The organism is Pedobacter sp. L105 (assembly GCF_009765875.1).
Lineage (GTDB): Bacteria > Bacteroidota > Bacteroidia > Sphingobacteriales > Sphingobacteriaceae > Pedobacter.
This window is the reverse complement of sequence record NZ_LMUP01000010.1, coordinates 149,068-175,053: the sequence shown is the minus strand read 5'-3', so window position 1 is coordinate 175,053 and position 25,986 is coordinate 149,068. Positions and strand designations below refer to the sequence as shown.

Annotated in this window: 24 protein-coding genes and 1 tRNA gene; 12 read left to right on the top strand and 13 right to left on the bottom strand. The window is 39.6% G+C overall.

Translation table 11 applies throughout. From position 1 onward, the window contains the following. Positions 1-546 precede the first annotated feature (546 nt). Both GSQ84_RS22130 and GSQ84_RS22125 read right to left on the bottom strand, forming a co-directional pair. On the bottom strand, positions 547-2,442 hold the full coding sequence (locus GSQ84_RS22130) for an OmpA family protein (RefSeq protein ID WP_158799551.1): 1,896 nt from the start codon (positions 2,440-2,442) through the stop codon (positions 547-549). A gap of 271 nt (positions 2,443-2,713) precedes the next feature. After that, positions 2,714-3,337: a 7-carboxy-7-deazaguanine synthase QueE gene (locus tag GSQ84_RS22125; protein ID WP_158799550.1), complete on the bottom strand. Its 624-nt coding sequence runs from the start codon at positions 3,335-3,337 to the stop codon at positions 2,714-2,716. Positions 3,338-3,423: 86 nt separating this feature from the next. Here GSQ84_RS22125 and GSQ84_RS22120 point away from each other — a divergent pair, with 86 nt between their 5' ends. Further along, positions 3,424-3,786, top strand: a complete 363-nt coding sequence (locus GSQ84_RS22120; RefSeq protein ID WP_158799549.1) for a Rieske 2Fe-2S domain-containing protein — start codon at positions 3,424-3,426, stop codon at positions 3,784-3,786. A 191-nt stretch (positions 3,787-3,977) separates the two neighbouring features. Beyond that, positions 3,978-4,202 carry a hypothetical protein gene (locus GSQ84_RS22115; protein ID WP_158799548.1) on the top strand — a complete coding sequence of 75 codons (225 nt, stop codon included), beginning with the start codon at positions 3,978-3,980 and terminating at the stop codon, positions 4,200-4,202. Between the two features lie 61 nt (positions 4,203-4,263). Here the strand turns inward: GSQ84_RS22115 and GSQ84_RS22110 are convergent, their stop codons facing one another. From GSQ84_RS22110 to GSQ84_RS22085, 6 genes are all read right to left on the bottom strand, one after another. Then, positions 4,264-5,145, bottom strand: a complete 882-nt coding sequence (locus GSQ84_RS22110; RefSeq protein ID WP_158799547.1) for a bifunctional 5,10-methylenetetrahydrofolate dehydrogenase/5,10-methenyltetrahydrofolate cyclohydrolase — start codon at positions 5,143-5,145, stop codon at positions 4,264-4,266. A 29-nt stretch (positions 5,146-5,174) separates the two neighbouring features. Then, positions 5,175-6,962 carry a translation elongation factor 4 gene (gene lepA, locus GSQ84_RS22105; protein ID WP_158799546.1) on the bottom strand — a complete coding sequence of 596 codons (1,788 nt, stop codon included), beginning with the start codon at positions 6,960-6,962 and terminating at the stop codon, positions 5,175-5,177. Positions 6,963-6,992: 30 nt separating this feature from the next. Next, the gene (locus tag GSQ84_RS22100) at positions 6,993-7,733 is read right to left on the bottom strand and encodes a copper homeostasis protein CutC (RefSeq protein ID WP_158799545.1); all 741 of its coding nucleotides are present in this window, start codon (positions 7,731-7,733) and stop codon (positions 6,993-6,995) included. Positions 7,734-7,943: 210 nt separating this feature from the next. Beyond that, complete coding sequence (locus GSQ84_RS22095; RefSeq protein WP_158799544.1) at positions 7,944-8,981, bottom strand: N(4)-(beta-N-acetylglucosaminyl)-L-asparaginase; 1,038 nt, start codon at positions 8,979-8,981, stop codon at positions 7,944-7,946. 65 nt (positions 8,982-9,046) lie between these two features. Next, positions 9,047-9,859, bottom strand: a complete 813-nt coding sequence (locus tag GSQ84_RS22090) for a nitrilase family protein (RefSeq protein WP_174238685.1) — start codon at positions 9,857-9,859, stop codon at positions 9,047-9,049. A gap of 28 nt (positions 9,860-9,887) precedes the next feature. Beyond that, positions 9,888-11,033, bottom strand: a complete 1,146-nt coding sequence (locus GSQ84_RS22085) for a methionine aminotransferase (protein ID WP_158799543.1) — start codon at positions 11,031-11,033, stop codon at positions 9,888-9,890. A gap of 307 nt (positions 11,034-11,340) precedes the next feature. Between GSQ84_RS22085 and GSQ84_RS22080 the strand changes: the two genes are divergently transcribed. The 3 genes from GSQ84_RS22080 (at position 11,341) to GSQ84_RS22070 (ending at position 12,862) form a co-directional block, all read left to right on the top strand. Next, a complete protein-coding gene (locus tag GSQ84_RS22080) occupies positions 11,341-11,583 on the top strand; it encodes a hypothetical protein (RefSeq protein WP_158799542.1) in 243 nt (80 codons plus the stop codon). 147 nt (positions 11,584-11,730) lie between these two features. Further along, positions 11,731-12,051 carry an RNA-binding protein gene (locus tag GSQ84_RS22075; protein WP_158799541.1) on the top strand — a complete coding sequence of 107 codons (321 nt, stop codon included), beginning with the start codon at positions 11,731-11,733 and terminating at the stop codon, positions 12,049-12,051. A 118-nt stretch (positions 12,052-12,169) separates the two neighbouring features. After that, the gene (locus tag GSQ84_RS22070; RefSeq protein WP_158799540.1) at positions 12,170-12,862 is read left to right on the top strand and encodes a lysoplasmalogenase; all 693 of its coding nucleotides are present in this window, start codon (positions 12,170-12,172) and stop codon (positions 12,860-12,862) included. Here GSQ84_RS22070 and GSQ84_RS22065 read toward each other — a convergent pair whose 3' ends face one another. Both GSQ84_RS22065 and topA read right to left on the bottom strand, forming a co-directional pair. After that, complete coding sequence (locus GSQ84_RS22065) at positions 12,863-13,267, bottom strand: hypothetical protein (protein WP_158799539.1); 405 nt, start codon at positions 13,265-13,267, stop codon at positions 12,863-12,865. Positions 13,268-13,271: 4 nt separating this feature from the next. Further along, positions 13,272-15,872 carry a type I DNA topoisomerase gene (gene topA / locus GSQ84_RS22060; protein WP_158799538.1) on the bottom strand — a complete coding sequence of 867 codons (2,601 nt, stop codon included), beginning with the start codon at positions 15,870-15,872 and terminating at the stop codon, positions 13,272-13,274. A gap of 226 nt (positions 15,873-16,098) precedes the next feature. Here topA and GSQ84_RS22055 point away from each other — a divergent pair, with 226 nt between their 5' ends. Further along, complete coding sequence (locus GSQ84_RS22055; RefSeq protein ID WP_158799537.1) at positions 16,099-16,608, top strand: glutathione peroxidase; 510 nt, start codon at positions 16,099-16,101, stop codon at positions 16,606-16,608. A gap of 91 nt (positions 16,609-16,699) precedes the next feature. Here the strand turns inward: GSQ84_RS22055 and mnmA are convergent, their stop codons facing one another. Beyond that, positions 16,700-17,791 (bottom strand): tRNA 2-thiouridine(34) synthase MnmA, encoded by a 1,092-nt coding sequence (mnmA, locus tag GSQ84_RS22050; protein ID WP_158799536.1) that lies wholly within the window; start codon positions 17,789-17,791, stop codon positions 16,700-16,702. 269 nt (positions 17,792-18,060) lie between these two features. Between mnmA and GSQ84_RS22045 the strand changes: the two genes are divergently transcribed. The 3 genes from GSQ84_RS22045 to GSQ84_RS22035 all read left to right on the top strand — a co-directional run bounded on the left by GSQ84_RS22045 (position 18,061) and on the right by GSQ84_RS22035 (position 22,071). After that, complete coding sequence (locus GSQ84_RS22045) at positions 18,061-20,343, top strand: GH92 family glycosyl hydrolase (RefSeq protein ID WP_158799535.1); 2,283 nt, start codon at positions 18,061-18,063, stop codon at positions 20,341-20,343. A 188-nt stretch (positions 20,344-20,531) separates the two neighbouring features. Next, positions 20,532-20,604, top strand: a tRNA-Lys gene (locus tag GSQ84_RS22040). A gap of 249 nt (positions 20,605-20,853) precedes the next feature. Then, positions 20,854-22,071: a site-specific integrase gene (locus tag GSQ84_RS22035; RefSeq protein ID WP_158799534.1), complete on the top strand. Its 1,218-nt coding sequence runs from the start codon at positions 20,854-20,856 to the stop codon at positions 22,069-22,071. A 113-nt stretch (positions 22,072-22,184) separates the two neighbouring features. Here the strand turns inward: GSQ84_RS22035 and GSQ84_RS22030 are convergent, their stop codons facing one another. Continuing rightward, a complete protein-coding gene (locus GSQ84_RS22030; protein WP_158799533.1) occupies positions 22,185-22,457 on the bottom strand; it encodes a helix-turn-helix transcriptional regulator in 273 nt (90 codons plus the stop codon). A 429-nt stretch (positions 22,458-22,886) separates the two neighbouring features. On the opposite strand from GSQ84_RS22030, the gene GSQ84_RS22025 reads away from it, so the two are divergent. Genes GSQ84_RS22025 through GSQ84_RS22015 form a run of 3 tightly spaced genes read left to right on the top strand, consistent with a single transcriptional unit; the run spans position 22,887 to position 24,928 of the window. Beyond that, complete coding sequence (locus GSQ84_RS22025) at positions 22,887-23,801, top strand: HEPN domain-containing protein (RefSeq protein ID WP_158799532.1); 915 nt, start codon at positions 22,887-22,889, stop codon at positions 23,799-23,801. Then, on the top strand, positions 23,798-24,544 hold the full coding sequence (locus GSQ84_RS22020) for a hypothetical protein (RefSeq protein ID WP_158799531.1): 747 nt from the start codon (positions 23,798-23,800) through the stop codon (positions 24,542-24,544). Before GSQ84_RS22025 ends, GSQ84_RS22020 begins: the two co-directional genes overlap by 4 nt. Positions 24,545-24,553: 9 nt before the next feature. After that, positions 24,554-24,928 carry a hypothetical protein gene (locus GSQ84_RS22015; protein ID WP_158799530.1) on the top strand — a complete coding sequence of 125 codons (375 nt, stop codon included), beginning with the start codon at positions 24,554-24,556 and terminating at the stop codon, positions 24,926-24,928. A gap of 400 nt (positions 24,929-25,328) precedes the next feature. Here the strand turns inward: GSQ84_RS22015 and GSQ84_RS22010 are convergent, their stop codons facing one another. Continuing rightward, entirely contained in the window at positions 25,329-25,985 is a 657-nt protein-coding gene (locus GSQ84_RS22010) for a hypothetical protein (RefSeq protein WP_158799529.1), read from the bottom strand. Between the last annotated feature and the right edge of the window lies 1 nt (position 25,986).

Here is a 25,986-nt window from a genome sequence, read left to right as displayed (position 1 = left end):
TCTGCATCATGCTACAGATGATCCTTCAAAAAGGCTTTACCTTTAACTCTTTCTTAGATAAGCCTAAGGATTTAACCATTGGATATTTTTTGGATTCTCCTTTGCATCATGCTACAGATGATCCTTCAAAAAGGCTTTACCTTTCACTCTTTCTTAGATAAGCCTAAGGATTTAATGATCGGATATCTTTTGAATTTCCCACTCTGCATCATGCTACAGATGGTCTTTCAAAAATGCTTTACCTTTCACTATTTCTTAAATAAGCTTAAGGATTTTACCATTGGATATTTTTTTGGATTTTCCGCTCTGCATCATGGTACAGATGGTCCTTTAAAAAGGCTTTACCTTTCACTCTTTCTTAGGTAAGCCTAAGGATTTTACCATAGGATATTTTTTGGATTTTCCGCTCTGCATCATGCTACAGATGATCCTTCAAAAAAAAGCGTATGCTGTATTCCGGCCTAGCGTCTTGCAAGCGCAGCGCAGCATTATGCAGCCGGAATACAGTATACGCTTTTTTTCAGCGAAGCTTGATGACCCCCCTCGTTACACTTTGATGATCTGAAATGATGTTCTCCGATTTTTCTGTCTTCCTTCAGCAGTATCATTTTTGGCGATAGGCGCAGTTGATCCGAATCCTTTAAAGCTTAACCGTTCAGGATCAATCTGCTTAGCAATTAGGTAATCATATACCGCCTTTGCACGTGCCAGAGATAACTTCTGGTTATCCAGTGCATTTCCTACATCATCTGTATGGCCCTGAATTTCAATAGAGATTGTCTTATTGGCATTTAATAGTTGAAGCAGATCTGCCAATTCTGTCAGCGATTCGGGTAAAAGCTCATATTTATTGGTGTCAAAAAATATGTTCTTTAAGATCACATTCCCACCAGGTTTTAACTTCTCCAGGTAGATGTCAAGTACATAAGGCTGATCGGTTTTTTTTGTATTCAACTCGAAATGATCAGAATAAAATAAATATCCATCAGCCATTACATTGAAGGCATAAGTACTGCCCAAAGGCATCACGGCTAAAAACTCTCCATTATCCTTAGAGGTGTAATCATTGAATTTGGTTTCTTTCGTTTTAAGGTCAACCACTTGTACTTTAGCCTCCAGGAAATTACGGGTTTCCTTATCCCTAACAATACCTTTTACATAAGTAATGGGTAATGGTTTCGCTGCAGTTGGCAGATTAAAACTGTAAATATCCATATCACCAAAGCCCTCTTTAAGAACAGAAGAAAACATGCCCAGCGTTCCATCAGGACTTACCATTAAACCGGTTTCTTCATTAAAGGTATTGATTGGATAACCTATATTAACGGGTTTGCCCCACTTTCCGTCTGATTGCATACGGCTATAAAAAATATCCATATTACCGAGGCCTGGCCATCCATTGGAAGAGAAATATAATGTTTTACCATCGGGATGTACAAAAGGAGTGTTTTCATCAAAAGGGGTATTGATATCTGGGCCCAGGTTTTGTGGTTTACCCCAGTTTCCGTCATTGTCTAATGTGGTTTTCCAGATGTCATATCCACCCATTCCTCCAGGGCGGTTACTAACGAAATATAAGGTATTTCCATCCGGCGTAACCGCAGGCTGTGAATCCCAGGAAGAAGAATTGACTACGGCCCCAAGATTAAAGGGGGTATCCCAACCATTTCCAACTTTATGGCTCACATATAGGTCACAGCTGCCGAAACCATCCTCACGGTTACAGCCTGTAAAAAAAAGATAATTTCCATCGGGTGTAATGGTTTGTGCACCTTCGTTAAACCTGGTGTTAATCTTGTCGCTCAGCGGAACAGCGGTTTGCCATTGCTGATTAACTTTATGGCTGATGTAAAAATCTTCATTGTTATCTACTGTGCGACTAAAGATCAGGCTATTTCCGTCTGCCGTTAAGGTGGGTAAGTATTCCCTGTCTTTTGTGTTGATAGCGGCACCTAAATTAACAGGTTCATATTTCTCCGGATGCTGAATGGCGATCACAGAGAAATCACAATCCCGGATAAACTTTTCTGCTCTTGCTATTAACGTTTGGTCTTTGCCTTTGTAATTCTGTTTGAACAGCGCAAACTGTTTGCCGGCGTTAGAATAATCACCCATATTTAATTCAGCTTCACCTAATGAATAATAAGTCCGTGCCTCAGGTGCCTGTCCGGCAATGGCAATCGCTTTACTATAATTGTCCTTAGCTTTTTCAAATGAGCGTTTTAACTTATAGATGTCCCCGAGCTGTATCAATGCCACCTGGAAAGACGGGTCTGCAGCTACGGCATCTTCTAAGGATTTAATGGCTGCATCATAATCCCTGCTTTGTAAAGACTTCTCCGCATACTCAAAATTTTGCTGTGCTTTTTTTACCGTGGATTCCTGCGCCAGGGCAGATTGCAAGGTGGTTAAGCAAATCAATAGGATCAAAAGTCTTTTCATATCAGATTCTTATTGGTTTTCTTCTATCACCTGCCGTTTTTCATACAGCTTTGTATTTGCATTTTGTAGATAGATGAATCTCATAGGATAAACTTAACAAAAAAAAGCAATATCCTTTTCCAACATGCATTGCTTTCTTCAAAGGAATGAGGAGGAAAAGGATATTGCTTTTTTTAATAAGTAATCGTCCTAAAAAGTATAAACCAGGAGAATTTTCATAAAGTGATCAACTCCATGTTATCAAACATAGTTTTTTTGGATTAGATCTAGCTTAAGGAATATTTAAATACTTATGTGTCTGTAATGAAATCTCCCATTTAGGGTTCGCCATTACATAATCTATGATTAGCGGAGTGATCTCTTTTGATTTAGACCATTCTGGTTGTAGATACAACTTACAGGTAGGAGATACCGTTAGCGCATATTGCTCTGCCCATTCAAAATCACTCTTGTTAAATACAATTACCTTTAGCTCATTGGCGAAAGGGGTAATATCAGGACGCGGAGCTTTAAACTTTTTAGGGGAAAGACAGATCCAATCCCAATCGCCCGACAAAGGATAGGCACCTGAAGTCTCAATAAAAGTCAATATATTTTTTTCGTGAAGCTTTTTAGTCAGGTAATCCATATTATAGATCAGCGGTTCACCACCAGTGATCACAACAGCCTTACCTGGAAAAGTATCTGCTTTTGCTGCTATATCATCTGCCAGTGTTAAAGGATGAAGTTCAGCGTCCCAGCTTTCTTTAACATCACACCAGTGGCAACCGACGTCACATCCTCCAAGACGAATAAAATAAGCAGCTTTACCTGTATTAAAACCTTCACCCTGTATAGTATAAAACTCTTCCATTAAAGGAAGCAATGTGCCGTCTGCGGGAATATTATGTGCCATATTAAGAGGTCAAAGTTAAATAAAATATGAACGGTAAATGGGAATATCTGTATATTGGACTTGTTTAAATGACTAATCTGTGAATAATGCAGCTCCACATGGCAAATCTGCGCTGGTATAAAATCGATGAAAAAATACCTGAGGGGGATTTTATCAGGCAGATTACGCTTGCTGGTAAAAAACTGTGTTTATTGAGGACTGAAAACAAGATCCATTTGGTACAAAATAGCTGTCCGCATGCTGGTGGTTTGTTAAGTACCGGCTGGTGTGAAAATAGTCAGTTGATCTGTCCCATTCATCGTTATGCATACAACCTGGAAAATGGAAGAGGAGCAGAGGGGCAAGGCGATTATATCCATATTTATCCTTTGCGTGAAGAAGCCGATGGTTTATATGCTGGATTTCGTCAGAGTTTATTCGGCCGTTTATTTGGGAGGGATGAATCATAAAATTGTATTTTGAATAGCATACAGGACAGTTCTATGACAACTATAGTGTTCACTGAATTGTATACTTTGGAATGAAATATCCTTAAATAACTGTTTTTCAATATATTAAATCCTGATGTAAAGGAAATCAACAGGTATACGGTATAAGGGCATGATTATAGTTTATACTAACACAATTAACTAATCAAATTATGAAAATATTTAAATTTGCCGTAGTTGCAGTTGCACTGATTGCTGCTACAACTTTTAGCCCAGCAGCAAATGCACAAGTTATTGTGAAAGCCAGAATTGGTGGACATGGTCCGGTAAGAAGACCTATTCACCGTAGGTATTACCATCACCGCAGACCTTATTATCATCACAGACCATATCATCGTGGACCTTACCATCGCGGACCATATCGCAGACATTACTAGAATCAAAAAAGACCGTCTCATAAATATGATGACGGTCTTTCTTTTTAATGCTTAAAAATAACTAAGCGTAGATCTCTTTCTTAGCAGAAGCCAGTGTGTTTTTTAGTAAACCAACAATGGTCATGAGTCCAACTCCACCTGGTACCGGTGTGATCCATGATGCCAAAGGCGCAACATTTTCAAAATCTACATCGCCATATAATTTGTATCCTGATTTTGTAGTTTCAGAAGTTTCCCTATTGATACCTACATCAATGATAATAGCACCAGGTTTCACCATATCAGCAGTGACAAAATTCTTCTTGCCAATTGCTGCAATGATAATATCGGCCTGCAAGGCCAGTTCTTTCAGATTACTTGTTCTGCTATGGGTAAGCGTCACCGTACAATTTCCTGGATTTGCATTACGCGCCATCAGGATACTCATCGGGCTGCCTACAATATTGCTGCGTCCAACCACTACACAATGTTTACCGGCAGTATCAATTCCATAAGCTTTTAAAAGCAGAAGGATTCCATAAGGTGTTGCAGGAATAAAACAGGGCAGGTTACGCATCATACGGCCTAGGTTTACCGGGTGGAAACCATCTACATCCTTGCGGTGATCAATTGCTTCTGTAACTTTCTCCGGGTCAATGTGTTTAGGCAGGGGAAGCTGAACAATCAGACCATCGATACCTGCATCTGCATTGATCTCATGGATCTTGTTTAACAACTCTTCTTCCGTCACTTCCACATCATACCTGATCAGTGAAGATTGAAAACCTACCTTTTCGCAGTTCTTCATCTTACTGGCCACATAAGTTTCGCTGCCTCCATCATTACCGACCAAAATAGCCAGCAAATGGGGCTTACGACCTGTTTCTGCTAAAAATTCAGCAGCTTCGGCCGCTATTTCTAATTTAATTTTTTCTGATGCGAATTTTCCGTCCAGTAACTGCATAGGAAATGCTATATTTTAATGTACTTAAATTAATCTAACTTCAATACGGCCATAAATGCAGACTGTGGAATCTCCACATTACCTACCTGGCGCATACGTTTTTTACCTTTTTTCTGTTTCTCCAACAGCTTACGTTTACGGGAGATATCACCACCATAACATTTGGCTGTAACGTCTTTACGCAGGGCTTTCACTGTTTCCCTGGCAATGATCTTGGCACCAATAGAAGCCTGGATAATAATCTCAAATTGCTGACGCGGAATGAGTTCTCTTAATTTCTCACAGATTTTCTTACCGAAATCATAAGAATTACTGCGGTGGATCAATGATGAAAGTGCATCTACTGGTTCAGCATTCAACAGGATATCTAATCTCACCAAATCAGACTTACGATAACCTATCTGGTGATAATCAAAAGAAGCATAACCTTTGGAAATGGTTTTCAGCCGGTCGTAGAAGTCGAACACAATCTCTCCCATAGGGATTTCAAACACCAGCTCTACGCGATCTGAAGTCAGGTAAGACTGATTAACGATGGCCCCTCTTTTCTGGATACACAATGACATTACCGGTCCTACGAACTCAGACTTAGTAATGATATTCGCCTTGATATAAGGCTCTTCTACATATTGCAATTTACTTGGATCAGGAAGGTCTGAAGGGTTATTCACGCTGATCAGATCGTCCTTAGTAGTCAGGGCCTGATAAGATACGTTGGGAACAGTAGTAATTACCGTCATATCGAACTCACGCTCCAAACGCTCCTGGATGATCTCCATATGTAGCATGCCCAGGAATCCGCAACGGAAGCCAAAGCCTAATGCTGCTGAAGATTCTGGTTCAAATACAATAGAAGCATCATTGAGCTGCAGTTTATGCATTGCTTCACGAAGGTCCTCAAATTCATCTGTATCTACGGGATAAATACCGGCGAAAACCATTGGTTTTACTTCCTCAAAACCTTTGATCGGCTCTGAACTCGGGCGGTCTTTATGGGTAATCGTATCTCCAACTTTTACTTCCCTGGCTTCTTTAATACCAGAAATGATATAACCAACGTCACCTGTTTTGATGACATCTTTGGGTGATTGTTTTAATTTTAACGTACCTACTTCCTCAGCAATATATTCTTTTCCGGTAGCTACAAACTTTACTTTATCTTTTTTGCGGATCTCCCCGTTTAAAACTTTAAAATAAGCCACGATACCACGGAATGAATCAAAAACAGAATCAAAGATCAGTGCCTGCAGTTCACCATCAGGATTTCCAGTAGGAGCCGGGACACGGTCTACAATAGCCCGCAGGATGTCATGTACACCTAAGCCCGTTTTTCCGGAAGCAGGAATGATATCTTCTCTTTTACAGCCAATCAGTTCAATGATCTGATCTTTTACTTCTTCTGGCATAGCACCCGGAAGATCCATTTTATTTAAAATAGGAATGATTTCCAGATCATGCTCTAAAGCCAGATAAAGGTTAGAGATGGTTTGTGCCTGTATCCCTTGTGAGGCATCAACGATTAATAAAGCACCTTCACAGGCAGCAATAGAACGTGAAACTTCATAAGAAAAATCGACGTGTCCGGGAGTGTCAATCAGGTTGAATATATAAGGTTGTCCATCCTGAACGTAATCCATCTGGATAGCGTGACTTTTTATGGTAATACCACGTTCCCGTTCCAGATCCATATCATCAAGCAGCTGAGCCTGAGACTCTCGCTGGGTGATTGTGTTGGTATATTCCAATAAACGGTCGGCCAGAGTGCTCTTCCCGTGATCAATATGTGCAATTATGCAAAAATTACGTATGTGCTTCATCAGTGCCGCAAATATAGAATATTCGCTTGATTATTCTGCACTGTTTGCCAGTTCGAGTAATTTATTGACCAGAGTGGCATCTGTGAGGGAAGTACTGTATTCATCTGCATCAGCACCCATGTTCAAATCCTGGTTACGGAAAAGCATGGCACTATCTACAGTTTTCCTGGCGGAAGCATGAAATACTTTGGCGCCGGTAAGGCTGATGATCTCCGCGATATTGCCGGTATGTACACCAGCTCCCGGCATAATGCTGATCCTGTCGCCGGCAAGGAGAATCAACTTGGAGAGGATTAACGCACCTTCCAGGGCAGAAGCTTTTCCACCGGAGGTTAATATACGGACAAAGCCTAATTGAATAATATCTTCCAGCGCCTCTTCCAGATCTGTTGTCATGTCAAAAGCGCGATGGAAGGCAACCTGCATCGGCTTTGCCAGCTCGACCAACTCTGCACATCGCGGCAGGTCAACTTTACCTTCTGCTGTCAGGATTCCTGTAACGATACCCTCGCAATTTAATTCTTTGCAGATCCGGATATCTTCTTTCATCAGTTCAAACTCCAGGTCGGTGTATAGAAAATCACCTCCTCTGGGCCTGATAATAGGGAAAACCTGGATATCCAGCATTCTCTTTGCCATGACGATTTCTGCATAACTAGGCGTGGTACCTCCTTCAGTAAGGCTGGCACAAAGTTCTACACGTACTGCGCCGCCTAGCTGAGCCTCCAGGGCAGAGCTAACACAATTGGCACAAACTTCCATTTCAATCATACGACAAATTTAACAGGAGATCATCTTTTGATCATGATCTCCTTTATAGGGTAAACACCTTTTTGATATCAGATGATCATCTGATTGATACAAATTCAATACTGATAGCTTGAATCAATTAATGATCTCCTTTATAGGGTAACCACTTTTTTGATAATCAAATGATCATCTGATTGATACAAATTCCTGCCGATAGCAGCGAATTGATGATTAGTAATAACTTTTTGCGGGGATCAGCAGACTTTTGTTTTCTTCATTACAAACCGCAAAGCTGAACCCTTTTTGTATGGCATAAGCACCGTACTGTCCTTTTTTATTCAGGGCCAGAAAACCTACCTGTATTTCTTTTGCTTTAGCGGGTTTTCTTTTGATAATCCTCATTACGGCTTCTTTACAAGCTTCTTCAGGTGGATATCCCTGGCGCATTAATTCAACGACCAGGAAGCTGCCTACATTACGGATCACTTCTTCACCTACGCCGGTTGAGGTAGCACCTCCAACTTCGTTATCAATATATAAACCGGCACCGATAATTGGGCTGTCGCCAACACGCCCGTGTAACTTAAAGGCCATGCCGCTGGTGGTACAGGCACCAGAAAGATTACCTTTAGCATCCAGTGCCAGCATACCTATCGTATCGTGGTTATACTGGTTACCAGGCAGGTGGGTAGGCGCTGCTTTATCATATAACTTATTTTCTATATTCATCACCGGCTGATATTTTGCCGTTTTGAGCCATTCTTTCCATGCTTTTTCACTTTCAGGGGTAAGGAGGTTGATTTTCTGGAAGCCATTTTCGAGGGCAAACTGTAAAGCACCATCGCCAACCAGCATCACATGGGGAGTTTTTTCCATCACCATTCTGGCTACAGATATGGGATGCATAATATGTTCTAAAGCCGCTACAGAACCGCAATTTCCATCTTCATCCATGATACAGGCATCCAGGGTAACCTTTCCATCCCTGTCGGGCATTCCTCCATAACCTACCGACTGATTTTTAGGATCAGCCTCCGGTACCTGGACCCCTTTTTCTACTGCATCCAGTGATCGGCCACCGGCAGACAATACATCCCATGCGGCATGATTGGCAGCGATACCAAAATCCCAGGTAGAAATAACCAATGGTTTAACACTATCGGCAGAAGTAGGGGCTTTTGGAAGGACACTGGCAATGCCGGTTTTATCTATGGCAAGGAGTGAAGCGGTAAGGGCAGAGCTTTTGATGAACTTTCTACGGTCGAACATTTAAAAAACGGTTTAGTTGAATCTATATGAATACAAGAATACCTAAAAAAAATTAAAAGCAGAACTTATGCCTCATCTGTAAGAAAAAAATCATCCGCATCCTTTAAAAAAGGAAATTGTCTTCTGATTTTCACTAATTCGTCGTAACTAATACTAAAAGTATATAAATCCTCGTCTTCAGGTTTATAATAAACCGTATTTCCATAGGCATCTATACACATAGAGTGTCCGCTATGGTAAATTTCATTACCATCATGCCCAACACGGTTAACGGCGATCACATAACTCTGGTTTTCAATGGCCCTTGCCGGGATCAGCGCTTTCCAATGTGCAATCCGTTTATCAGGCCAGCTGGCAATGATCAGCAGGATATCGTAAGCTGCATCATGATTCCGCAGGTAAACCGGGAACCTCAGGTCGTAACAGATAGCGAGTCTTATTTTCCAGCCTTTTAATTCTACAACAACCTTTTTCTGTCCTGCGGTATAGTTTTCATCTTCTGCACCCATTCCAAAGAGGTGCCTTTTATCGTAATGTTCGTATTTTCCTGTTGGCAGCATCCAGATCATACGGTTATAATAATGACCGTTCTCGCTGATGATTAAACTTCCGGTGATCACGCAATCATATTTTGCAGCGGCAGCGGCCATCCAGGTCATGGTTTTTCCGTCCATTTCTTCGGCGAGTGCTTCGGCATTCATGCTAAAACCGGTATTGAACATTTCCGGTAAAACAATAAGGTCTGTTTTTTCTTTTACGCCTGATGACAAACGCAGGGATATATTCTGCAAGTTTTTGTCGACATTTTCCCAAAATAAATAAGCCTGAAAAATGGTGATTTTGAGATTATTAATATTGAGATAACTTGGACTTTCCATATAATGATCTACTAAGGAGGCATGTAAATTATAGTTTTATTAGTCTTTCAACGGATCTTTCTAATGTTTCCTGTTTTTTAGCAAAACAGAATCGGAGTACCTTATGGTCTGTATTCCTCATGTAAAACGCTGAGACGGGTATCGTTGCTACGCCATAATCTGTGATTAAACGTTTAGCTAAAACGGTATCTTCTTCCTCACTAAAGTGCCCATAAGTTACACACTGGAAGTAAGAACCTTTACAAGGTAACAAATTAAATTTGGTTTGACCAAGCAGGAACCTAAACAGGTCACGTTTCTGCTGGAAAAAATCAGCTAGTCCCAGGTAAATAGAGGGATCTCTTAAATAATTGGCGATACCCACCTGCATAGGTGTATTTACGCTGAATACATTAAACTGATGGATCTTTCTGAATTCCTTCATTAGATTTTCTGGTGCAATACAGTAACCCACTTTCCATCCTGTGGCATGCAGGAGTTTACCAAATGAAGCAACGATAAAAGAACGTTCCCGCAGTTCGGGATACAAAGCCATGGATTGATGTTTTTCCCCATCATAAACCAGGTGTTCATATACCTCGTCACTCAGGATCATCACGTTTGTATCCTTTGTTAATTTGATCAGCGCCTGTATATCTTTATCTTTCAGCACGCTGCCGGTAGGATTATGGGGGCTGTTCAGGATGATCATCTTAGTACTGGATGAAAAGAGTTTTTTCACCATTTCCCAGTCTATATCATAATCGGGAGGCGCCATTTCATAAGACTTCACCAATCCGCCCATCATTTTTATAATAGGCGCATAGGCATCATAAGCAGGTTCAAAAATGATCACTTCATCTCCGGCCTGTATACAAGCCGTTAAAATCGTAAATATAGCCTGTGTACCACCGGCTGTAATGGTTACTTCTGTATCAGGATGATAGTTGGAACCATATTGAAGATTAACCTTATTGGCTACCAATTCTTTTAAAGCGGGAAGGCCGGCCATTGGCGCATACTGGTTATTACCGCTTTTCATGGCATCGGCTACCAGGTCGATCAGTTTTGGATCGCAGTCATAATCAGGGAAACCCTGAGATAAATTAATGGCATTATGTTCTGCGGCAAGCTGAGACATTACAGAAAAAATACTGTTTGCTGTTCCCGGAAGTTTAGAGTAGGTATTGATCATGTAACTACGAAATTAGAAAATATTTCTTTTTTATGGTCCATTAAGGGTTTATTTAATGTCATAACGAACAATTATACGCATATATTTTAAGGATGAACTTTGAAAAAGACCGTTAACTAACTCATGAAACGTCCAAAAATACTGACAAGAAACAACTTGCTAAATCGACTTTAAAAAAATAAATTTAAATTTTATAAAATATTCACCTTTCTGTAAAACAATAAGAATCAATTGTTTGTTTTACGTTTGAATCAATTTGTCAACTATTAGCGGAGAATAGTTGAACAAAGTTTAAAACTTTACGACTATGAAAACGCTGACTTTTAGTTTCGACCATCCTGTGGCAGTTAAGGTCTTCTTTAACTGTATGTCTGATGTAAGCATCAAACAGCCCATAAAATTTTTAAGAAGTGATGAAAGTGGTTCGTTGACCATTCCCGTTGATGATTGCCCGGAAGGTTCGTGGGAGGTGATGCTGGAATGGAACCACGATGGCAGGGACTTCTGCATGCAGAAAAACTTTAAACTTAAGGGGGCGCTGTTGACATAATGCTGTTAATTAAATTACAGTTAAACCGGGCATGGTCTGTTTTTGTTGAAAAACACACAATTAATCGTTTTTTTTATTGATTACTTACACTTCTATTGCAAATAAAAGGTCGGTTTTCTGTACCTTTGAAGAAATTTTTAAACATTAATGAAGATATTTATTACAGGCCTTCCTTTAGAAGTAGGGGAAGATGAATTAACAGCCGTATTTGGCGATTTCGGTCAGGTAAAATCACTAAGAATTATCAAAGATCGTGAAACTGGTCAGAGTCGTGGTTTTGGTTTCGTAGAGATGCCAGTAGACGAAGAGGCTAAAGAAGCGATCAAGAGAATGAACGGTGGTGATTACAATGGTAACCGTATCAAAGTTGCTGAAGCACAAGAAAAACCAAGTACTGGTGGCGGAAATGCCGGCGGTGGTGGCGGTGGCTTCAAACGCAACAACAATAACAGGGAAAGAAGCTATTAATTAGCTTTTTCTCTATTAGCTCTACTTTTCTATCATCACATAGAGAACCAGGATTTTTTTTAAAAAAATCCTGGTTCTTATTCTCTGGATGATACACGGTTCTGCCGAATATAAACGCATGAAAAAACATTTGATCTTTAACTCGATTTATGTACTGATCTTTTTGTTGGTGCTGTTTGCTGTCGGGAACCACTGGATATATCTTACGTATATCCTTCAGCCTTGTATTACTATTGCGTTGCTGGTAAACTTTTGTATTTCTACAAAGCTTAAGGGGCGTTTTCACCGGAGGCTCTTTAGCGGGCTGGTGTTTGCCCTTACAGGTAATACACTATTTATGATACAGGCTTATAATCCTTCTTATGTTTTATATGGAATGATTGCTTACGCTATTTTTCATATTTGTTATATCCGGGCATTTTACCTGGATTTTCGCTCTGCGCAGGAACTGGATAAAAAAGGAGCAAGGGTAGCGATTCTTAGTGCAGCCTTAATTTTTCCGGCATTTTATTTTTATCTGAGGCCTCACCTGGCCATTATGAAGTTGCCGGTGTTGGTTTATGTGATGATCAGTGCATTGCTGGTGATGATGGCTGCATTTAGAAATTTACGCGTAAATACGGAAAGTTTTAAACTGATCCTTGCGGGGGTCATCTGCCTGGTAGCGTCAGATGCAGTATTGGCCTACGGCCGATTTGTAAAACCTTTCGACTTGTCTTCCTTACTGGTATTGATCCTATATGGAATTGCACAATACCTCATTGTGATAGGGGGGATAGAAAGAAAACTAATCCGTAAGTTTTCTGATTAACTATTTGATCATCACCCCTGGTTTATTTACCAGTGGGATCCTGATTAAATTTTCATCGACAATACTTTCCGGCAGGAAGATGAACTTCTTGTCGTAAATAACACCGTTGATGTAATAGCTGAGCCAGTATTCATTGGTGAGTCCGAAAACCTCGGTATCAATTGCTTCCACACCTTTATAAGAATTTGCCGGGATATCACCCAAAAAATGACGAAGGACGGAAGTTTTTACAACCCTTCCGTCTTTCTCTCCATATCCCTTTGAACTGATGAGCACATTTTCTATCTGAACATTTTTTAAGTTCACCAGATAAACCGTCCAGTTTTTTACTTCCGGGGTTTCACCCATCAGTACCACTGCCATGGCCATGTCCTGTACAATATTTTCCGGCAGATCCTTCTTCATATGCTTATTTCTTTTTTACTGCTGCTTTCTTTTTAGCCGGGGCTTTTTTTACGGCAGCTGTTTTATTTGCTGCAACTTTTGTACCAGCAGCTTTCTTTTTAGTGGCTTTAGGTTCAAAAGCATTGGGAACCTGCTCCACAATTAATTTTTTAATATCTTCCAGTGAAAGTACAGCAAGTTCATCCTGAACATACTTTTCATTGGTAGCCGGGTTTCTTCCCAGTTTCAGCATATCTTTACCAAAGCGGATAAAAGCACCCCATCTGCCGTTTTCAATAGCTATCTTTTCTGCAGGCCATTGTTGAATAAAACGGTTAGACTCTTTTTCTACTTTTTTAGCGATGAGCTCCCTGATTCCATCATCCGTCAGGTTATCAAAATCATAAGCTTTAGGCACGTTAATAAAGAGGTCGTTCCATTTGATAAACGGCCCGAAACGTCCTGTTCCTTTAGTTACAGGCAAGCCGTCATAATGTGCTACAGGCGCATCAGCAGTTATTTTTTCATCGATGATCTGTACCGCACGGGCCTGATCAACTGTTAAAGGATCTTCATTTTTAGGGATAGAAATATAAGTTTCTCCCCACTTCACATAAGGACCAAAACGGCCTACACCAACAGATACTTCTTTATCCTGGTAATTTTCCAGATGGAAAGGCAACCTGAACTGCTCTAGTGCATCTTCAAGACTTACTGTTGCTACCGACTGAGATTTCATCAGGCTAGCATACTTTGGTTTCTCCTCGTCATCTACCTGGCCAATCTGTACCAGCGGGCCAAACTTACCTACCTTGGCATATACATTTCTGCCGCTTGCGGGATCAACACCCAGCAGGCGTTCGCCATTGGCTCTTTCTGCTGTTTCTGTAGTTACTTCTACTTCCTTATGGAAAGGGGTGTAAAAGGCATGCAGCATTTTTGTCCAGTTCTGTAAACCCTGGGCAATCTCATCAAATTCTTTCTCCACGTTAGCGGTGAAGTTAAAATCAACGATACCTTTAAAATGTTCTACCAGGAAATCGTTTACTACTTCACCAATATCAGTAGGGAAGAGCTTTGATTTTTCTGCACCGGTGATCTCCATTTTTACAGACTTGGTTACCTTGCCATCTTCCAGCACGATCGAACCGAAAGAACGGTTACGTCCATCGCGGTCTTCTTTCACTACATAACCACGATTCTGTATCGTAGAAATAGTTGGTGCATAAGTAGATGGTCGGCCAATGCCTAATTCTTCCAGTTTTTTTACCAGGCTGGCCTCTGTATATCTTGCAGGCGGGCGGGAGAAACGCTCAGTGGCACTCATTACCCTTAGTGAAAGATCCTGACCATTAGTTAATGGAGGAAGGATGTTTTCATTGTCTGCATCTTCGTGTTCTTCATCATCACTGGATTCCAGGTAAACTTTAAGGAAACCATCAAACTTCATAACTTCACCTTCAGCAACCAGGTATTCGGGTCTTGTGCTTACATCGATGTGTGCAGTAGTTTTTTCAAACAGTGCTTCGCTCATTTGAGAAGCGATAGCACGTTTCCAGATCAGCTCATACAGGCGCTGTTCAGAACTATCTCCCGTGATCGTATGCTGATCAAAGTAAGTAGGACGAATGGCCTCATGCGCTTCCTGAGCACCTGCGGATTTGGTTTTATAAGTCCTTTGGTGGTGATATTTTTGTCCGTATGCCGAATTGATCTCATTTGCGGCAGCAGTTAATGCTGTTTCAGATAAATTCACGGAATCTGTTCTCATGTATGTGATCTTTCCGCTTTCATATAAACGCTGGGCGATCTGCATTGTTCTTGACACAGGATATCCCAATTTGCGGGATGCTTCCTGCTGTAAAGTAGATGTTGTAAAAGGAGCTGCAGGATTACGTTTTGCCGGTTTTGTTTCCAGATGGCTCACTTTAAATCCGGCACTGATACAGTCGTTGATATATTTCTCTGCATCTGCTTCCTGCTCAAACCGCTGTGGCAGTTCTGCCTTTACAAGTTCCCTGCCTTTTCCAGTACTAAACCTGGCTGTAATTTTATAGGCTGCAGCAGCATTAAACTTATTGACTTCGCGCTCTCTGTCTACAATTAGACGAACAGCTACGGATTGTACACGTCCGGCAGATAAAGAAGGTTTAACTTTTTTCCAGAGTACCGGTGAAAGTTCAAAACCAACCAGCCTGTCCAGCACACGTCTTGCCTGCTGTGCATTAACCAAATTATAATCGATTGTTCTTGGAGAGTCTATAGCCTTTAATATAGCGGGCTTGGTAATCTCATGAAAAACAATTCTTTTAGTGGTAGCTTCTTTAAGTCCGAGGGTTTCAAATAAGTGCCATGAAATTGCTTCCCCTTCACGGTCTTCATCGGATGCTAGCCATACCATTTCGGCTTCCTTGGCTAACTTCTTCAGTTCAGCGACCACCTGCTTTTTGTCAGCAGGCACTTCATAGGTCTGGGCAAAGTCATTGGCTGTATCGATCCCCATATCTCCCTTCACCAGGTCACGAATGTGACCATAGCTAGATTTGACAAGGAAATCTTTACCCAAATACCCTTCTATTGTTTTTGCCTTTGCAGGTGATTCAACTATTAATAAATTCTTGGCCATCCAGAACGTTTTTCTGCAAATAAAACTATAATTAAGCCTAAAATCCAAATTCTATTCATAATAAAAATGAAATACTTGAATTAGGCGCTTAAAATTATTGCGATTTTCTCAAAACCAACAGGACATTTGTCCCGTAAATCAGCAGGTGCTGCATCAAGTTTACCTTAATATTATATACAGGCAACTTATTTGTTCTTATATTCGTTTACTATAAAAAAATAAAACCATGAATACACTATTGATCCTATTTAGCTTGTTATTTACCCCGCCTCAAAGCATCTATGACTTTACCTTCAAAACAATTGATGGTAAAGAAGTTAAGATGGCTCAATTCAAGGGTAAAAAAATCTTAATTATTAACACAGCTTCGAAATGCGGCTATACGCCACAGTATGAAGATCTGGAAAAATTGCACAAACAATATGGCAAAGATGTTGTGTTGATTGGCTTCCCTGAAGGCAATTTCGGCGGACAGGAGCTGGCCACAAATTCTGAGATCCAGGACTTTTGTCATAAGAATTTTGGGGTAACTTTTTTATTGAGCGAAAAAGTTAGTGTGAAGGGAAATGACATTAATCCGATCTTTCAATACCTGACCACAGCGAGCAATCCTGATTTTACAGGAGATATCAAATGGAACTTTGAGAAATTCCTGATCAATGAAAAAGGAGAACTGGTTCACCGTTTCCGTTCACCAGTAAAACCAATGAGCCCAGAGATCACTAAGTACCTGTAAAAAATAAAGTTGAATAAAAAAAGGAGAAGTTCCGATGGGGCTTCTCCTTTTTTTTGTCAAAAATTATAATTTGCCTGATGAGGCAAAATGATTAGATTAAAAATCCGCCACCCAGGAGGTCATTTCCTTCATAGAAAACAGCCGATTGGCCAGGGGCGATAGCTGAAACATTGTGATCAAAAACCACGCGCATTTTATCTTTTTCCTGAACGATGGTACTCAGCATTCCGGCATCTTTATATCTTATTTTAGTGATCACGTTATCCATTGGCTCATTGATACTTTCGTATTTGATGAGGTTTAGGTTACGCACCATGGCTTCGCTTCTTTCCAGTTCCGCGGCCCTGCCCAGCATCACGGTATTACTTTCCGGAAGGATCTGGGTTACAAACATTGGTTCGCCGAAGGCAATACCTAGTCCTTTACGCTGTCCGATAGTATAAAAAGGATAACCTTTATGCTGTCCTACAATCATGCCATCGCTGGTAATAAAATTACCACCAGATACACGGTCTTCCAAGTCTTCTACTTTATGTTTCAGGAAAGAACGGTAATCGTTATCAGGTACAAAACAGATCTCGTAGCTTTCGCTCTTTTTGGCCAGTTCTTCCTGTCCCATATCTAAAGCCATTTGTCTGATATCAGATTTGGCAAAAGAACCCAGAGGAAATTTAGTACGTGCCAGGTTTTGCTGTGAAACGCCCCACAATACATAAGACTGATCTTTATTTTCATCCAGGCCTTTAGAGATTACATGTCTTCCATTGGTATGCTCTCTTACGTTTGCATAATGACCTGTAGCTATAAATTCGCAGTCCAGTTTATTGGCACGTTTAAGTAATGCTTCCCACTTGATGTGGGTATTACAAAGTACACATGGGTTTGGTGTGCGGCCTGCCAGATATTCATCAACAAAATTATCGATCACAAAACCGCCAAATTCTTCCCTGATATCTAATATATAATGGGGGAACCCATAACTTACTGCCAGTGCACGGGCATCATTGATGCTATCCAGACTGCAGCAACCAGTTTCCTTACTGCTGCTTCCGGAGGTTGCATAGTCCCAGGTCTTCATCGTTAACCCAATAACTTCATAACCCTGTTCATGGAGCATCACTGCTGCAACCGAACTATCTACCCCGCCACTCATGGCCACCAGAATTCTTCCCTTTTTACTCATTTTATGTTCATTAATAATATTATTTTGCTCTCATTTGAACCAAGCTAACCCAAATTTTCGACTGTTTTAAAATTGAAAGTTCATTAGGGTACAATAATAATTATACAAAAATAACAGAATTTAATCGGATATTCATTTTTGAGCCGTCAGATCCTTGTAAAAAGGAGTATTAGGGATTGATTAAACGATATAGCAATTACGTTACAGCTATTCCTGAACATTATGTGATATATTAGCCGGCTGAAATTAATAACTCTAACAACAAATAAATGAAGAAACACTTATTCTACAGTTTATTATTCCTACCATTTCTGGCAAATGCACAGCAGGACCTGGCAAAATATGTAAGACCAATTATCGGGACTGAAAAAATGGGGCATACTTTTCCCGGCGCTACAGTACCCTTTGGTGCGGTACAGCTGAGTCCGGAAACCGATACGATATCTTATGAGCAGAATGGCAAGTACAATGGTGATGTGTATAAATATTGTGCTGGTTATAAATATGAAGACCATACAATTGTAGGTTTTAGTCATACGCATATGAGTGGGACAGGCCATTCAGATCTGGGTGATTTCCTGGTGATGCCTACTCAGGGTAAATTGCAAATGAACCCAGGTACAGCAGCTGATCCAAAAAGTGGGTTTCGCTCTGCATTCTCTCACCAGAATGAAGTTGCCGAAGCAGGGTATTATAAGGTAAAACTGGATGACGATAATATCATTGCAGAAATGACAGCTACGAACAGGGTAGGTATGCACCAGTATACTTTCCCGAAATCTGATCAGTCGCACATTATCTTGGATTTAATGTCAGGAATTTATAACTACCCTGATAAAAATGTATGGACTTATGTCCGCGTGGTGAACGATAGTCTGGTAACAGGTTACCGTCAAACCAATGGCTGGGCAAGAACAAGAACAGTTTATTTTGCCATGTCATTCTCCAAAGCGTTTAAGGCTTATGGACAAAAGAACTATGATAAAAAAGAAATCTATCATGGATTCTGGGGTAAGTTTGATCAATCAAAAAACTTCCCTGAGTTAGCTGGCAAGCAGATAAGAATGTATTTCGACTTTAACACTACAGAACAGGAGAAGATTAAAGTGAAAATGGCCATTTCTTCTGTAAGTCAGGAAAATGCATTGGAGAATATGAAAGCTGAGATTCCGGGATGGGATTTTGAGCAGGTAAAGAAACAAGCTAAAGCCGACTGGAATAAAGAACTGAATAAAATTGTGGTGAACACTTCAGAGGATGATAAAGTGAATTTTTATACCGCAATGTATCACGCTTTTATCAACCCAACAACTTATAATGATGTAAACGGTCAGTATAAAGGAAATGATCAGGGTGTTCATGACGCTAAAGATTTCACCAATTACACTACTTTCTCTTTATGGGATACCTATAGGGCTTTACATCCTTTTTTCAATATCATTCAGCCGACCCGCAATAATGATATGGTGAAATCCATGATTGCACATTACGACCAGAGTACTTTAAAAATGCTTCCGGTTTGGATGGAATACAATAATGATAACTGGTGTATGAGTGGTTACCACAGTGTTTCTGTAGTAACTGACGCTATCATTAAAGGTGTATACAATGGTGATCCTGAAGCAGCGCTTGCAGCTTGTATTGCTACGTCTAACCACAGATCGTATGAAGGAATCGGTTATTATATTGATAAAGGTTATATTCCTTTGGAAAAAAGCGGCACTTCAGTTTCTAATACTTTAGAGTATGCTTATGACGACTGGTGTATTGCACAACTGGCTAAAAAATTGAATAAACAAGATGTTTACCAGGAATACATGAAACGTTCTGGCAACTGGCAAAATAATTTTGATAAATCGACTGGGTTTATGCGCGCTAAAAAGGCTGATGGTACATTCCAGAAGAATTTTGATGTCATGAGCACCAATGGCCAGGGTTTTATTGAAGGTAATTCATGGAACTATAGCTTTTTTGTTCCTCAGGACCCTGCATTGCTGATTCAGGATATGGGCGGCAAGAAGAAATTTGCGCTGAAGCTGGATACATTGTTCACGATGCATTTACCGGATGCTTTTTTTGCAGAAACAGAAGATATTACCCGTGAAGGAATTATTGGCGGATATGTTCATGGAAATGAACCTGCGCATCACGTAGTGTATTTGTACAACTGGGCAGATCAACCATGGAAAACACAGTCGAGGGTAAGGATGATCCTGAAGATGCAGTACAAGTCGTCTCCTGACGGTTTAGGTGGTAATGACGATTGCGGACAGATGAGTGCCTGGTATATTTTCTCTACTTTAGGATTTTATCCTGTAGCACCGGGTTCAGATGATTATTCATTGGGAAGCCCTGCGGTTAAATCTGCGGTATTGCAGTTAGAGAGCGGTAAAACTTTCACCGTAGAAGCGGTTAATCAAAGTGATAAGAATGTATATGTGCAGAAGGTATTGCTGAATGGCAAGCCCCTAACAGCGCTTACCATTAAACATGCTGATATCATGAATGGCGGTAAACTTACTTTTTATATGAGCAGTAAACCTGCGAAGTAGTTTTACAATTTTATTCAAAAGGGCAGGGGCGTTATAGCTTTCCTGCCCTTTTTTTGTTGGATAGTTATTGGTGTAAAATTAATTCAGTTGGAAAACAGCTTGTTGAGTACTTTAAGCGATTTATTTAATCTTTGGATTTGTATATGAAATTTAAATTTCTACCTTTGCAGTCCTTCAAAAAGGGTACTGATTCCGTAGCTCAGCTGGTAGAGCATTACACTTTTAATGTAGTGGTCCTGGGTTCGAATCCCAGCGGGATCACAAGAATTCAATATCAAAACGTATAAACCCCTGTAAACGCTATGTTAACAGGGGTTTTGTCTTTTTAGGGGTGCCAAAATTCACATATTTTCTCATATAAAAAGTGAGTAATTAGGTGCGTAATTTTGAAATCTGTTCTACTCACCGAATAAATTGTAACTATTTGTATGACAACTAGTTCAACCACTGCACATCTTGTGTACGTCTTAATGTAAAGCTAATTTTGTTTAACCCTTAATGTGCAACATTATGAAAACTAATTTTAGCCTGCTTTTCTATTTGAAAAAGCAAAAGAACTACATCAGCGGTACTGTCCCTATCTACATGCGTATTACGGTGAAAGGAAAAAGAGCGGAAATGACTACTGGCCGTGAGTGTGAACCTGCTCGGTGGAATGCCAAAGCTGGAAAGGCAATCGGTACAAAAGAAGAGGTAAAATTATTAAATACTTGCCTCGATCAATTACAAACTTCTGTCTATCAGGCATATCATGCGCTTGCCCAAGCAGGGGAAATTATCACTTCTGAAGCCATTAAAAACAGCTTTCTAGGAAAAGCAATTGTTTCTCATACCCTACTGGAAGCGATTAAAGACCATAACCAAAAAATGAAAGCTTTGGTAGGCAAGGAATATGTGCAGGGTACATTAAACCGCTATTTGGTATTAGAACGTCATATTAGTGCATTCATACAAATCAAATATGGACTTCCTGATAAAGACATCAGACAGATAGACCAATCCTTCATTAATGATTTCGATTACTATCTGAGGGCTGATAAAAACTGTTGCAATAACTATGTGGTCAAAAACATGAAGAACCTCAGCAAGATCATTCATATTTGTTTAACAAATAGCTGGATCGTTAGCGATCCGTTTCTAGGTTATAGAGGCAAGTCTAAAAATGTAGACCGCTATTACCTCAACAATGAAGAAATACAGCAGATTGCAGATAAGAAATTTATCTCTGAACGCCTCGGTCAGGTACGGGATGTATTTCTATTTTGCTGTTTTACTGGATTGGCTTACGTTGATGTGTTTAAATTAAAACCCTCCAATATCCGTAAGGGAAATGACGGGGAACGCTGGGTTTTCACCAGCAGGCAGAAAACTAAAACCCGTTCTGCAATTCCACTATTGCCTATTGCCGTTGAAATCGTGGATAGATATGCGACAAACATTACTTGTCTATATAAAGGAACATTATTGCCTGTTCCAAGTAATCAAAAGACAAATGAGTATTTAAAGGAGATTGCAGACCTGTGTGGTATTGAAAAGAAACTGACCTCTCATATTGCCCGCCACACTTTTGCAACCACTGTAACCCTTTCTAATGGTGTTCCTATTGAAAGTGTATCTAAGATGCTTGGGCATACCAATATCAGGACAACCCAGCATTACGCTAAAATATTGGATATTAAGGTTGGTGCTGATATGGCGCTATTAAAAAAGAAATTTGTGACGATTTAATTTCTTGCCTACACAATATTTGGCTTTGTTTAACGCTTTATTATATGAGAGCATTAATTTAGATAAGCGGAAATGGTCATCGATCATTTCCGCTTTCTTGTTTTATCATTGGATTATTTGAAATTCTTACGGGTTGGTGAATACTTCGGAATGGTTATTTTGAAGTTAAATACCTCAGAAGGCTGTATTTCAAGTGCTTTACACACTGCCACCAATCCGCTAACAGATATATTATTCGTGCCTCTCACAATTCTATAAACTTGGCTGTAACTAAAACCAGTTCTATCCTCTATATCTTCCAGACCTATTCTTTTTTCTCTGGAAATAGCCCACAATTTATCTCTAATTGCTTTTAATGAATCCTTGTCGATATACTGTTCTGCCATTTAACAAAATGAATGTATTTAATGCTAATTAAATATTCCAAATTTGGAATATTAACTACTGTTATGTATATTTGATTTACAATAATTAAGATGCTTAAATAATTGGGTTTAGCAATAAATCCAAATTTAATAACGAGCCTCGCGAAAGGAATCTGGTAAATTTTAATCGTGCGAGTGTGAGTAGAGCGCCAATTAACTACATTTGTAGGCCCTTACTGTAAAAGGTGGGGCTGGCGCTTGCTTATTTTTTTGCACGATTAGCCATTTCGAAAGAAGTGGTAAAGCTGAAACTAAAATCTAATTTTAGGTGTAGGCGGGCTTACCAGAGCCTCTTTTGCAATTAGTAGGTGAGCGACCAGCCCCCTCTTTGAGGGTTAACACCACCTACTATTGGCTCATTAACTTTTGTAAAGTAAATGAGATCAATATATGGAAACGCAAACTTTAAGTCCGGCATTAAACCATGCCAACTATTTCAAAACCTTCATAAGGTCACTGGTTGATAAGTTTCAACCGCTTCAAATTTTCTGTTTTGCCAAATCAACTTCTTTTAAGGAACTACAAGGTTGTTTTACAGATCAGCAGAGTAAGTATAATTGCAATTACTGCCTGCTGGTAGTAACTGAAAGCATAACCAGAATTGATTATGAGGCACAGGATTTTTCCAATTATCATTATCAGCATGGTAATATTACTATTCTATGCCATGGCTTGGAAAACATAAACGATGCCATTAAAGCTAACAACCGCTTCTTCATGACGGTATGCACTAAAGGCCAATTAATTTACAGCTATGACGGAATGGGTAATATGGACTGTTCTAACGTTTTCATCCCAACACAAAGCGCTGTTAAAGCAATCAAACATTTATCCCATAGGATGCCTTTAGCCGACGGCTTTTTTAATGGAGCCGGTGAATGCCTATCTAAGGAGCAATTTACGGTTTGCGTTTTTATGCTGCATCAGGTGGTAGAACAGTGTCTGATTGCATTGATTAGGGTACATTTAGCTTACCGCTCAGAAATTCATAACCTTGGCCGGATGCTTGGCTTATCCACAGCTTTTTCAGACAGGCCATTAAAAATGTTTTTATCCGGTAGTGCCGAAGATAAAAGATTATTTGAAGTATTGACAAAGAGCTATTCCGGTGCCAGATATGCCTCTACTTTTAAGGTGAACGAAGAAGAAGCCAAAGCCATCTATCAAAAGGTAGCTGCGTTTAAAGTTATGACCTTGGAAATGTGTCAGCAGAAAATTGAGTACTTAGACAAAGAAGCTACAAATTACAAAGAACTACGCTCTGCTTCAAGAACCCAAGATCACTCAGAACAGGTATTGATATGAAAAAAGCAAAGTATCAACTGATTGATGTTCCAATAGAATTTAAAGTGGCCTGTACTATCTATAAACTTAAGATATCCGAAGTGTTACAGATTTTCATTGACCACGTCACTTTGTATGATACAATCTGTCCCTATTACCATGAAGGGTTTTCTGAGGCGACAAGAACAATTTCTGCCTTTGTGATCGCTAGGAAAAGAAAGTTCAGGGAAAGCAAAGCTTTGCTTCATTGCAGAACAGTGGCTGTAGGTTGTATCAAAGGAGTTATTGAACTGGCCAGAAAGGAAAAAGGTAAAGACCAGGTGAAAAGAAAGAAATCAATGTTTTACGTGGATTCCCTCTTTAAAATTATGGAAAGAACTTATGTTCCATCTGATGTACTATATCTGGATGAAAATACCACACTACAGCTCAGCAAAAATTTCTCTGTGCTTTGTGAACTGCATAACTGCTATCCGAAGGAATATTTAGAACATTTTATGGGTAGGATCTCCTTGGCAGATTGTCATGCCCGCAAAGGACTTAAAATAACAAACGATAATTTAGCAATGGGCTTGTTTATGATGATCGCCAATGGCTTTGCAAGAGACAGTTCTGAAAAGTTACACCTTACGGAAACAGAACTTGATTTTTACGAACGCATGGAAGAAATGCGTCTTGAACTTTATATTGTCAGAAACCTGACCGAAAGAACGGACATCCTACGGGATTTTTACCTTTCCCATTATCAAAATATGAACCCTTAATTGAATACTATGGAAACTACTGTTCAACTGACTTTACCGGAAGATTTTAGTACTTTATGTACCATTTACCAGATTAACCCTGCAACCCTTATACAAGCCTTTATCAATCAGGTATCTTTACCCTGCTTTTACAGCAACCCAACTGGCAATGACCGGTGGGCAACTTATTTCTTTCTTAATTTTTTAGATGTTGAGGAAGAAGCCTATGAAGTCAACAGGGAATTAGAAGAACATTATCTGCGCATCTTTAACATTAGACTTCTGCAACTCTTGGATCAGGATAAAGAAGGTACAAATGCGGAGAACGCAGGCAGAAAAATAATGGCACAATGGCTAAAGGCAGTTTTAGCAGAGCGGGCAAAATATATTACAGATAATTTATAGAGGAACCGACTACCTAATTACTGGGCTTCCTTTCGAAATCGTATGTCTCAGGTTCTTAGCGGGGGAACCTTTTTCGTATATGCAAAGTGAAAATCCCCAAGGATTTTCACAGGCCGCAAGGAAGCGTGGGGCTAGCTCACAATATTACCACTTCTTAAAATTGCGACCATCGGGAGTAGTAAAATAGTTTTTGTAGTACAAAAACATAAACTTGCTCCCTCACTGTCTCATAGTATACGGGCTAGTATACTGCTTTCATTTATCTCACTATCGTCAACCTAGCTAAAGGATACTCGGAGTATCCTTATAACCCCACTTGCAAAGCATAAGGCAAGAAAGTAGGGCAACTGCCCAACTTCCGCTTGCTCAAATCATTCTTCTTGAAATTTGTTATGATTACTTATATATTTTTTTTGAAAAACATGCAATCTGTCTGATTATCTAAATAATCTAAAAACGTATCATGGACTATAGTTTTTTCCAAGCCTATTTTGAAGGTATTATTATTTGAATAAAAAATATCTATATGATTTTCTGGATGGGTATGCTCTTTTCCATCAGCCTTAGCATTTAAATAGCCTTCTGTATCTTTATCAAAACGTAAATATCCATCTTCCAACATCAGTAAATCTTTTAATAGAACCCATAGATTATCCTCATAATCAGATTCAAGTTCATATATTGGTTCTGCAAAGTCTAAACAAACTAAACTATTAAATCTATCATCTTTCAGAATTGACAATAAATCCGAAATGGTCTTTGAATCTAAATCTATAATATTTTTGTAATTAATAATGGCTGAGCCATCATTTATAATGAAGGTAAAAGGAAAATTTATTGAATAATATTTGTTATTGGTGACAAAAAAAAGTCTACTCATTTTTTTTACTTGGAGGATCAATTTTGACTCACTTACCAACTCATCCGGTTTATTATAAAGTAAAAAACGAGAAGCCTCTAGCAAAATAGTTAAAATTTGTACTTTGGTTTTTATTCTTTCATGGGGAAAAAAAATATCCAAAGTACTTTCATTAAGAGTATACGAGACTTTTTTCATT

Coding starts and splice junctions, on each gene's coding strand:
- GSQ84_RS22130 (WP_158799551.1), bottom strand. CDS start 2,442: ATGAAAAGACTTTTGATCCTATTGATTTGCTTAACCACCTTGCAATCT.
- GSQ84_RS22125 (WP_158799550.1), bottom strand. CDS start 3,337: ATGGCACATAATATTCCCGCAGACGGCACATTGCTTCCTTTAATGGAA.
- GSQ84_RS22120 (WP_158799549.1), top strand. CDS start 3,424: ATGCAGCTCCACATGGCAAATCTGCGCTGGTATAAAATCGATGAAAAA.
- GSQ84_RS22115 (WP_158799548.1), top strand. CDS start 3,978: ATGAAAATATTTAAATTTGCCGTAGTTGCAGTTGCACTGATTGCTGCT.
- GSQ84_RS22110 (WP_158799547.1), bottom strand. CDS start 5,145: ATGCAGTTACTGGACGGAAAATTCGCATCAGAAAAAATTAAATTAGAA.
- lepA (WP_158799546.1), bottom strand. CDS start 6,962: ATGAAGCACATACGTAATTTTTGCATAATTGCACATATTGATCACGGG.
- GSQ84_RS22100 (WP_158799545.1), bottom strand. CDS start 7,733: ATGATTGAAATGGAAGTTTGTGCCAATTGTGTTAGCTCTGCCCTGGAG.
- GSQ84_RS22095 (WP_158799544.1), bottom strand. CDS start 8,981: ATGTTCGACCGTAGAAAGTTCATCAAAAGCTCTGCCCTTACCGCTTCA.
- GSQ84_RS22090 (WP_174238685.1), bottom strand. CDS start 9,859: ATGGAAAGTCCAAGTTATCTCAATATTAATAATCTCAAAATCACCATT.
- GSQ84_RS22085 (WP_158799543.1), bottom strand. CDS start 11,033: ATGATCAATACCTACTCTAAACTTCCGGGAACAGCAAACAGTATTTTT.
- GSQ84_RS22080 (WP_158799542.1), top strand. CDS start 11,341: ATGAAAACGCTGACTTTTAGTTTCGACCATCCTGTGGCAGTTAAGGTC.
- GSQ84_RS22075 (WP_158799541.1), top strand. CDS start 11,731: ATGAAGATATTTATTACAGGCCTTCCTTTAGAAGTAGGGGAAGATGAA.
- GSQ84_RS22070 (WP_158799540.1), top strand. CDS start 12,170: ATGAAAAAACATTTGATCTTTAACTCGATTTATGTACTGATCTTTTTG.
- GSQ84_RS22065 (WP_158799539.1), bottom strand. CDS start 13,267: ATGAAGAAGGATCTGCCGGAAAATATTGTACAGGACATGGCCATGGCA.
- topA (WP_158799538.1), bottom strand. CDS start 15,872: ATGGCCAAGAATTTATTAATAGTTGAATCACCTGCAAAGGCAAAAACA.
- GSQ84_RS22055 (WP_158799537.1), top strand. CDS start 16,099: ATGAATACACTATTGATCCTATTTAGCTTGTTATTTACCCCGCCTCAA.
- mnmA (WP_158799536.1), bottom strand. CDS start 17,791: ATGAGTAAAAAGGGAAGAATTCTGGTGGCCATGAGTGGCGGGGTAGAT.
- GSQ84_RS22045 (WP_158799535.1), top strand. CDS start 18,061: ATGAAGAAACACTTATTCTACAGTTTATTATTCCTACCATTTCTGGCA.
- GSQ84_RS22035 (WP_158799534.1), top strand. CDS start 20,854: ATGAAAACTAATTTTAGCCTGCTTTTCTATTTGAAAAAGCAAAAGAAC.
- GSQ84_RS22030 (WP_158799533.1), bottom strand. CDS start 22,457: ATGGCAGAACAGTATATCGACAAGGATTCATTAAAAGCAATTAGAGAT.
- GSQ84_RS22025 (WP_158799532.1), top strand. CDS start 22,887: ATGGAAACGCAAACTTTAAGTCCGGCATTAAACCATGCCAACTATTTC.
- GSQ84_RS22020 (WP_158799531.1), top strand. CDS start 23,798: ATGAAAAAAGCAAAGTATCAACTGATTGATGTTCCAATAGAATTTAAA.
- GSQ84_RS22015 (WP_158799530.1), top strand. CDS start 24,554: ATGGAAACTACTGTTCAACTGACTTTACCGGAAGATTTTAGTACTTTA.
- GSQ84_RS22010 (WP_158799529.1), bottom strand. CDS start 25,985: ATGAAAAAAGTCTCGTATACTCTTAATGAAAGTACTTTGGATATTTTT.